The sequence below is a fragment of the Tissierellales bacterium genome, from assembly GCA_025210965.1.
GTDB lineage: Bacteria > Bacillota > Clostridia > Tissierellales > JAOAQY01 > JAOAQY01.
Window position 1 is genome coordinate 45,692 of sequence record JAOAQY010000103.1, and the last position, 9,858, is coordinate 55,549.

At 31.9% G+C, this 9,858-nt stretch carries 9 protein-coding genes; 3 read left to right on the plus strand and 6 right to left on the minus strand.

The features are described 5' to 3' along the window. Positions 1-9: 9 nt before the first annotated feature. The 5 genes from N4A40_08275 to N4A40_08295 all read right to left on the minus strand — a co-directional run bounded on the left by N4A40_08275 (position 10) and on the right by N4A40_08295 (position 6,253). Complete coding sequence (locus N4A40_08275; GenBank protein MCT4661840.1) at positions 10-684, minus strand: cysteine hydrolase; 675 nt, start codon at positions 682-684, stop codon at positions 10-12. A gap of 18 nt (positions 685-702) precedes the next feature. Beyond that, a complete protein-coding gene (locus N4A40_08280; protein ID MCT4661841.1) occupies positions 703-1,371 on the minus strand; it encodes an HD domain-containing protein in 669 nt (222 codons plus the stop codon). 123 nt (positions 1,372-1,494) lie between these two features. Then, the gene (locus N4A40_08285; protein ID MCT4661842.1) at positions 1,495-2,139 is read right to left on the minus strand and encodes a hypothetical protein; all 645 of its coding nucleotides are present in this window, start codon (positions 2,137-2,139) and stop codon (positions 1,495-1,497) included. Further along, positions 2,129-4,438: a DUF3160 domain-containing protein gene (locus N4A40_08290; GenBank protein ID MCT4661843.1), complete on the minus strand. Its 2,310-nt coding sequence runs from the start codon at positions 4,436-4,438 to the stop codon at positions 2,129-2,131. Before N4A40_08290 ends, N4A40_08285 begins: the two co-directional genes overlap by 11 nt. A 195-nt stretch (positions 4,439-4,633) precedes the next feature. Beyond that, entirely contained in the window at positions 4,634-6,253 is a 1,620-nt protein-coding gene (locus tag N4A40_08295; protein MCT4661844.1) for an ATP-binding cassette domain-containing protein, read from the minus strand. Between the two features lie 216 nt (positions 6,254-6,469). Between N4A40_08295 and N4A40_08300 the strand changes: the two genes are divergently transcribed. From N4A40_08300 to N4A40_08310, 3 genes are read left to right on the plus strand one after another with little or no spacing between them, the layout of a single operon-like run. Beyond that, the gene (locus N4A40_08300; protein ID MCT4661845.1) at positions 6,470-7,480 is read left to right on the plus strand and encodes an HlyD family efflux transporter periplasmic adaptor subunit; all 1,011 of its coding nucleotides are present in this window, start codon (positions 6,470-6,472) and stop codon (positions 7,478-7,480) included. A gap of 2 nt (positions 7,481-7,482) precedes the next feature. Continuing rightward, positions 7,483-8,247: an ABC transporter ATP-binding protein gene (locus tag N4A40_08305; GenBank protein ID MCT4661846.1), complete on the plus strand. Its 765-nt coding sequence runs from the start codon at positions 7,483-7,485 to the stop codon at positions 8,245-8,247. A gap of 13 nt (positions 8,248-8,260) precedes the next feature. Next, positions 8,261-9,367 carry an ABC transporter permease gene (locus N4A40_08310; GenBank protein MCT4661847.1) on the plus strand — a complete coding sequence of 369 codons (1,107 nt, stop codon included), beginning with the start codon at positions 8,261-8,263 and terminating at the stop codon, positions 9,365-9,367. 62 nt (positions 9,368-9,429) lie between these two features. Here the strand turns inward: N4A40_08310 and ribE are convergent, their stop codons facing one another. Further along, complete coding sequence (gene ribE / locus N4A40_08315; protein MCT4661848.1) at positions 9,430-9,843, minus strand: 6,7-dimethyl-8-ribityllumazine synthase; 414 nt, start codon at positions 9,841-9,843, stop codon at positions 9,430-9,432. Positions 9,844-9,858 lie beyond the last annotated feature (15 nt).

The window sequence follows — 9,858 nt, forward strand, 5'->3', positions numbered from 1 at the left end:
CATCTTTTTTTATTTGTCAGCTATGGCTTCTACTACTTCAATACCATTAGATTTCATGTCATAAAGTGCCATGTAATTTTTGAGAACTGCATGGTGATATATTGCTTTTGCATCGTAAGTATCAACACAATTTTTAGGAACTATTATTCTAATTGGCATATTCCATTCATTAAATACCGTTTTAAGAGTTAGAGCAAATTGACTAATACATATATCAGTGCAATCTCCTACTATTACTATACTCTCTAAATCATCTAAATTCTCATCTAACCAGACTTGAAAAGCTTCTGCATGATATCCATTCGTAGAATTTTTGGTTATCACAGAAGCATTTTTAGCAGTATATGGCTTAAGTTCTGATACTATCTCACTCTCACGACTTCCAATCATACAATGCTCTGGGTAAGTTTTCAATTCTTCTGATTCTGGTGTATGCTCATCTAAAAAAAACAACTTTTTCGCACCTACAAGGTTATCTAGTAACATTTTTATATTCGGTATAATCCTAGAAATAGATTTATCTGCTAAACTACCTTCGTTTATAAAACCATTCACCACATCAACTACTATAATAGCCGTTTTATCTATTTCCAATTCGTCAATACCAATAATTTTAAGATTATTGAGTTCTTGTTCTATGCCTCTAATAGATTCTAGTATCTCTATTTCCAATTGTTTTTCCATAATTTCAAATCCCCCTCATTAGATTTCGCCATTCATTTCCGTTTCTAATCTAGTGAAAAATTCATTCATATACTCAACTCTCTTTTGTCCAATTTGCTTTGCACTTTCAGTGTACAATTTTTGAGGTATTTTCTTTAACTTAAATTCATATTCCATAAATGGAGTATGCTTTGATAAATCCTTGATTCTTCCATTCTCCGAAAGATTCTCTCTGCCATAAGCCTCTATATCATCTATAGCTCTTAGAGCCTGTCCTGATTTACCTGATATCATGAAACATCGAGCTATTCCAATAGCTCCAATGGCATCTAGCTTATCTGCATCAAATAGTATTTTTGCCTCAATAGATTCTGGAGTATGCCCAGTTCTATATCTATGTGCCAGTATACAATGCTTTATCTTTTCTATATTGTTTGAATCAAAATCAAGATCTTGTAATATCTGCTCTGCCATTTCACTTCCCAAGAGTGCATGATCTGTACTCCCACTTTTATCTTCGCTTTCTTTCACTCTAGCTATATCATGTAATAATACTGCTGGTATTAACACATCCATATCAACATTTAATTCATCAGTAGCTATTGTCTTGCATAAATCATATACTCTCATTACATGGTCTATATTGTGTGCAGAACAAGACAATTCTCTTTCCATAATTTGTTTTATTTTTAAATGCTCTTTTTTCACTTTATGCACCCCTTATTTTTATCTTATATCTATTATAACTCGAATTTCTGCTTTAGAAATATATTTTTATTATATTGATAAAAACGCTGCTCCTTAAACTCTAGAAACAGCGTTCTTTCAAAGTTATTCTTTTATAACGAAATTAAAATGGGCCCATTTGTAAAAATTTGTTACTTCTCGTCCATTCTTTAAACGTTCTCTTGCCTTCACTTCATCTATGCCATCTTTATCCTCATCTTCAAATTCAACATTCATCAACTCATTGATATTAAAGTACGAACCTGTCCATTTCCTAGTCAATTTTTTGCCATCCCAATTGAAAAAAAATGGTCTTTTAGCTAGTGGATACACTTTAGTATTTTTATAAACCCCAACAAATACGTCATCTCTGTCATCATCATCTATATGACCAACATCTATCATCCAAGGTCTAACCCTTGTAAAATCATTTTCATACACCAGTTTGACCTTACCTTCTTTGTATTCGTAAAATCTAATCCAGTTTCCAACTTCCAAGCCCTCATAAATTTGATTAGGTCTATCAGTCTCTATTACTAGCAATGTTTCTCCTATTCCCTTCAAATCAGCATATTTAAAATCCAATACATTCTCTATGAGAATGGTCTTTCTCCCCAAATAATCTTTCTCATACAATTTGTACTCTTCTAAAACAAATTTTTCATTGTTTGACTCTAATATCACCATAATTGTACTAATCACAATTAAAATTATTGCAATTGCAGTTATTTTTTTTATTCTACTCTTCATATGGTTCCCACTCTATTTCTGGTTCTTCTATATCTATATTAGAATTTTCATCAGAAACATATGATTTCATCCATGGCATTACGTCTAATAATTCTATTTCTGGTTCTCCATATGTGTAATCACCATAATTGTCGTCTGGTTTTCTAAGCCCTATCATATTGTGCCATTTTTCATCCGTCAATCGCTCATCTGATACAAATTCATATGGACTATACACAGCTCCTCTAGTTAGGTAAAGTCTTCCATCTATTGGACATATAACATAGATTTGATGTGGTAGTCCTGTCCCAAGTTCTAGATAACCGCCCTCGCTAAATTCATTTGGCAATATAGTAGCTATATCCGATATAATAGCTGATGTTTTTTCATCTATTCCATTTGGCGTATTAGTAGCATCTGCTATCTTGAATTTATAATCCTCTGATATATAGTCAATCAAGCCTCCAATTCCACCCATTGTAGCATACTCTTTTTGAGTTATTTCCTTGCCTTCAAGTTCTTTTATAGATGCTGACTGCATGAGTCCTATCATATCAATCATAGAATTTAATATATTAGTTACACCTTCATCCAACTCTGTGCAATTTTCCAAATTTGCCTTCGTATATTTGCTAAGCCATAGAAGTCTTGTGTACAACTCTACATTTGGTTCGACATAGTGATATTCTTTATAATCTACTCCACCACCACATTCTGCTACTGGTTGCTTTGAATAGAGTACATTATCATGTTTTAACTCTGCATAACTTCCCAATGCGCTTGCAATTGCTTTGTCACTCCAAGCTTCTGTTTGCATAAATGGAGGCATGTTTTCATCATCTTCAAAACTCTGTGCAGCTGCATCTATAGACCATAGCCAGCCTGTATACAAATCTTTCTGCCAATCCTCAACACTTCGAGATGCAATTTTTTCTTGCAGTAATTTAAGCTTTTCATTGTAACCCGACCAAATTTGATCTGTTACATTGTATTCCCTATTAATTTTTTCTGCCCTTTTATGTCCAAATACACTTAATACGTCTAAAGAACTTGGCAGTGGTCTTGATCCTGGAACTGTCAATTGAGATATTATATCTGAATCCAAAGTATATCTCTGTCCCATAAGTCTAAACTGTCTTCCCTTCGGAATATTTACTTCGCTAAACTCTGAAGCTATCTTTGTCTCTATTTTTGGTTTTTCAAGGTTTAGTACAGCTTCTTTTAGTTTTGATTCATATTTATCATCTCTAAATACTTCCAAATCAGGTGCAGTTCCATACACGTCCTTTATAAGTTTTACTAATTGTACCACGCCTATATCATCCGATTGTCCGCTAAAGAGTGATGTCATATTGTATAGTTTTAGATAGTTTTGATAATCATCTTTATTCTCGGATAATAATATAGTCGTAAACATCAAACTTCTAACACTTTCATCTAGTTTAAATGTTTCTTTATCACTATTTATAGTAGTCATCTGAAAACCAGATTGACCAAGCCACATCATAGTCTTAAAATATTTTTTTAGCTCCTCAGCTCTAGTGTAGTGTCCTCTAACTGTATACTGAGTATAATCTACATCTATTCCAAATATATCAGATTTTTTAACTCCTTGTGCATTTTCTATATTTTCAATTTCTTTTGCTACCATTGCTTCTATATCTTTTGGAAGTGTTCGTTCTTTCCCCATAAGCCTATCAGCTACATTTATATATGCACAAACGTATTTTAAATCTTCTTTTATATCAGTTTCTGCTCTTTCATACGCTCTCAAGCTCTTATCTGATACACTGCCTACAAGTTGCTCTAATTTATCGCCCCAATCTGTCAATTCCATGTATTTCATTGTTTCTGAGTAAAATATATGATACATGTACAAAAGTTCATCTGATGTTATAAAGTATGGATCTTTTAAATAATCAAACCACTCATATGGATAATTCATTTTATAGTACGGATGCTCTCCCTTTATCACTACAAAGCCATTCTTCTCTAGCATCTCTTTTTGGTTTTCTGTAAATCCCTCAATTTTATTTTCTACAGAATCTAAATCAAACTTGTAGCTCTGTTTTTGTGGACTATACTTTGGTATTTCATACGGTATATGTATTCTAACTTGCTCATCTTCTAAATTCCATGAAAGTGTATTTTGTGTCTTGCTTAAATTTTCATTTTCTCCTTCATCTTTTTTTACTGCAACTACTTCAGTATTCTTTTGATTTTCAACTTCTTTTTTCTCACTGTTCGTATTTGTATTGTTTCCACATCCAGTTATTGTAATTCCTATAACTATTGCCAAAAATATTGCTATTTTTTTCAACTGAATACGCCTCCTTATTTTTATATCAAAATCTGCTTCTATCAAAATTAGTTTAAACCTTTTTAAACATCATGTACAGTTGTTTCAATTAATTGTCATTTTCTATTCACAATTTGTAAACCATTTGTAAACTAGTTTTGTTTTTTCTATATAAAAAAATAACCATCTAGCTAAAACTAGACGGTTACTTCCATTTTATTTTTCATACATAGTGTTTATTTGCTTCTTTATCTGCTCATCTTCTAAAAACTCATCAAAATCTATTTCTTTGTCAAACACACCATTTGGCGTTAATTCAATAACTCTAGTTGCAATAGTTTTAACAAATTTATGGTCATGTGAAGTAAATAATAATGTGCCTTTGAATGATTGTAATCCATTATTTACCGCTTGAATAGATTCTAGATCTAAATGGTTTGTAGGATCATCTAACAACATTACATTAGCTCCTGATAGCATAAGTCTTGAAAACATACATCTAACTTTTTCTCCACCAGATAATACATTAGACTGCTTCTTAGCTTCTTCACCAGCAAAAAGCATTTTTCCCAAGAAACCTCTGATAAATGTTTCATCCTTTTCAGTAGAATATTGTCTAAGCCAATCTATTAAATTAAGTTCTTTATTATTGAAATAATTTCCATTATCTTTTGGCAAATAGCCCTGTGAAGTAGTTACACCCCATTTAAATGATCCTTCATCTGGCTCTAATTCTTCCATTAATATTTTAAATAAAACTGTAATTGCTTGTTCGTTTCTACTTAAAAATACTATTTTATCTCCCTTGTTGATTGTAAATGATATATTATCAAGAATCTTAACTCCATCTATAGTCTTGCTTAAATTCTCAACAAACAATATATCCTTTCCAGCTTCTCTCTCAGGAGTAAATCCAACAAATGGATAACGTCTTGTAGATGGTTCTATATCATCTATTGTAATTTTATCAAGTAATTTTTTTCTAGAAGTCGCTTGCTTTGCTTTAGATGCATTAGAACTAAATCTAGCAATAAACTTCTCCAATTCCTTTACTTTCTCTTCTTTTTTCTTATTTTGCTCTCTCATCAACTGAAGCGCTAATTGACTAGATTCATACCAGAAATCATAATTTCCAACAAACATTTTAATTTTTCCAAAATCAATATCAACCATATGTGTACAAACCATATTTAAAAAGTGACGGTCATGGGACACAACTATTACTGTATTTTGATAATTAATCAAAAATTCTTCAAGCCAGCTAATAGATTCAAAATCTAAATGGTTTGTAGGCTCATCTAATAGTAATATATCTGGCGAACCAAATAATGCCTGTGCTAAAAGTACCTTTACCTTTTCGCTACCCTTCAGTTCTCTCATATACTTATCATGTTGGTCTTTCATTATCCCAAGACCTATAAGTAGCTTCTCTGCATTTGTCTCTGCATCCCATCCATCCATTTCTGCAAATTCACTCTCTAATTCAGCCGCTTTCATTCCATCTTCTTCTGAAAAATCAGCTTTAGCATAAAGTGCATCTTTTTCTTTCATAACTTCCATCAAGCGCTCATGCCCCAGCATTACAGTTTCTAATACTTTTTCATCATCATATGCAAAGTGATCCTGCTTTAATACTGCCAAGCGCTCTCCTGGTGTAATATTTATATCTCCTTTATTAGGTTCTACTTCTCCCGACAAAACTTTAAGGAAAGTAGATTTTCCCGCTCCATTTGCACCAATTACACCATAACAATTTCCCTTTGTAAATTTCAAATTTACATTTTCAAATAATTTTTTGTCTCCAAATCTAAGTGAGACTCCATTAACTCCTATCATAACAACTACCTTTCTATATCTTATTTTCTAATTTTAATCACTCCTATACATATTATACTATTGTGGGACAAAAAGAAATATTTTTGTACAAACTTTTCCTAAACAAAATTTATTTTAATTATTTTCCAGTGCTTTTTGATTAGAACGAGTAATATTTGGGCATTTTTGTGTTATACTTTACATGCTTTACCAATAAATATTTGGAGGTAGTTTACATTGAAATTTAATAAAATATTTGCATTATATATTTCATTTTTGTTTTTACTAACAGCTTGTTCTTCTACTTCATCTGAGTCAGCAATGACATATACTGGTAGTGTAGAAGCTGATGAAATAATTATAAATAGCGAAGTAAGTGGCACTATTGAAAATATAATCATAAATGAAGGAGATTTTGTAAAAGCAAACACTCTTCTTTTATCTATTAATCATGAAGATTTGGATCTTGAGCTAAAACAACTCGAAAATAAAAAAGCAATAGCCTCTTTAGAAATGACACAGCTCCTAGAAGGCTCTAGAAATGAAGAATTAGCAAGGGCTCGTGCTAATCTTAAAAATATTTCTGCCCAGTTATCTGGAGCTGTATCAGCTTACAACTATGCCCTAAAGGTATACGATGATTCTAAATCTCTCTTTGAATCAGGTGCAATAACTAATCAAACTCTCGATTTAAAGAAAACAGAATTAGATCAAAGTGCCTCTAGAAAAAATAGCTTACAAAAGCAATATGATTCTTACAATGCTGAGTTATCTAAACTTTTAAATGGTGCTAGAGATTCTGATATAAGGAAAAGTCAGCTAAAAATTGATGGGATAGATCTTGAAATTGAAAGACTTGAACTCCTTATTTCCAAATCTAATTTATATGCTCCTATTGGAGGTTTGATACAATCAATTAACTTTCACAAGGGTGAATTTATACTTCCTCAAAAATCTCTTATCAGTATAATAGATGCTGACAATCTTTGGGTAAAAATCTATATTTCTGATTTAAACTTATCAAATATCAAAATTGACTCTACAGCAAATCTTTACGGTTCTGATGGAAACCTCAAAGGTACTGGCGTAGTAAACTTCATATCTAATAAAGCTGAATTTACTCCTCAAAATATTGAGTCAAAAGAAAACAGAGCTGAAACAGTGTTTGAAGTGAATTTAGATATAGATAATTCAAATGGAGATTTAAAACCTGGTATGCTAGTAGATGTAATTTTTCAGGAGGAGTAAAAATGGATTGGATTATAGAAATTAATAATTTAAAAAAATCTTTTGGCGATCACATAGCCGTAAACGATGTTTCTCTAAAAATTCCATCAGGAAAAATATTTGGATTATTGGGCCCTAACGGTGCTGGTAAATCAACAACAATAAGAATGCTTTGCGGAGTAATTTCTCCTAGTTCTGGCTTTGGAACTGTTTTAGGCTTCGATTTAACTCAAAGCGATTCAATAAAACAAAATATAGGATATATGTCTCAAAAATTTAGTCTATATACCGATTTAACTGTGATTGAAAATCTTCGCTTTTACGCTGATATTTATTCTTTAAAATCAGATGATAAGAAAAATAGAATAAGCGAATTACTGAAATTAACTGGTCTTGAAGATAGACAGAATTTTTTAGCAGAACATTTATCAGGAGGCTGGAAGCAACGTCTAGCTCTTAGCTGTGCTCTTCTTCATAATCCTAAACTACTTATCTTAGATGAGCCTACTGCTGGTGTAGATCCCGTCTCCCGCAGAATATTTTGGGAAACCATAAGGCAATTAGCTAAAGATGGAATTAGCATATTAATAACAACCCACTATATGGATGAAGCTGAGAGCTGCGATGAAGTCGGCTTTATTTTTGATGGTAAATTATTGGTTAAAAGTACTCCTTCTGAGCTCATAAAGGAACATAATTGCACTAGTCTAGAAGATGTATTTATAAAATACGTTGAAATGCAATCTGGAATAGTAGTTTCAAAATCTTTCTTAAAATCTGATGATTAAAATGGAGGCCCTCATGAGTATACAAAGATTGTTTTCAATAGTAAGAAAAGAATTTATACATATAAAACGGGATAAAGCTAGCCTTATAATGGCTCTAATAATGCCCATTCTCTTTATATTAATTTTCGGATACGCTGTAAATACCGATGTGGAAAATATAAAATTAGCAGTATTCGATTACGATAAAACTGAAATCAGTAGAGATTTTATAGGTAAGTTTTCTGCTTCTAATTACTTTAATGTCTCTAATTACACAGACAATTTAAAAGACATTGATAATTTAATAAAGGAAGATAAAATAAAAGCTGCACTGATACTTCCATCAGGTTTCTCAAAGAACATCAAAAGAGGCGTGTCTTCTTCCGCTCAATTTATAATAGATGGTTCTGATCCAACTATAGCAAGAACTGCTCTCCAAAGCAGTATATTGCTATCAAAAGCATATTCTCTTAAATATCAGGGCACAAATTATAATCCCATAATAGATTTTCGAACAAAGGTATGGTTCAATCCTGCTCTTGAAAGTACTAGATTCACAATTCCAGCTCTTATCGGACTTATAATGCAAAATATAACTATTTTACTTACAGCCTTCACATTAGTAAGAGAAAAGGAGCGAGGAACCCTTGAACAGCTTCAAGTAACTCCAATTCGTTCTAGTGAACTAATACTTGGCAAAATGATTCCATATATATTAATTGGTTCTGTAGATTTTCTAATAGCTTTGTTTTTTGGAACTTTTTGGTTTGGTGTTCCTATACAAGGAAATGTACTGCTTCTCATCATACTTGGTTTTGGTTTTGTAATATGTGCTCTTGCAATGGGAATGTTAGTATCTAGTATAGCAAGTAATCAGCTTCAAGCTATGCAAATGAGCTTGCTATTACTGCTTCCAAGTGTCCTATTGTCTGGTTTTATATTTCCTAGAGATGCAATGCCTTTTCCTATAAATCAAGTGGGTAATATAATACCCCTAACATATTTTATAAATATTTTAAGGGGCATTATATTAAAAGGAGTAAGCCTTCATTACCTATATTCAGATGTTTTGATATTAGGACTTCTAGGTGTAATACTTTTAGCTTTAGCAATATTTAGATTTAAGAAAATTCTTGATTAATAAATTTTTTCTAGCTGCTTTATTTAGTCATTTTATTTAATAGCTTTATATAGCAAATTTAACTAGATAACTTTGAATAAATTAACCATTTCTATAGCTGTATTAGCAGCATCAAAGCCTTTATTTCCAGCTTTCGTTCCAGCTCGTTCTATAGCTTGTTCTATAGTATCTGTAGTGAGAACCCCAAAGCTAATAGGTACTCCAGTTTCTATCGAAATATTTGCAATTCCCTTAGATACCTCATTTGCAACATAATCAAAATGAGGTGTCGCTCCTCTAATTACCGCACCTAAACAGATTATCGCATCGTAATTACCACTTACAGCCAATCTCTTAGCTGCAAGTGGTATTTCAAATGCTCCAGGCACCCAAATCAATGAAATATCATTTTCATCTACACCATGTCTCTTTAATGCATCTATTGCTCCATCTAGTAATTTTCCTCCGATAAATTCATTGAATCTTCCAACTATAATGGCATACTTTCCTTC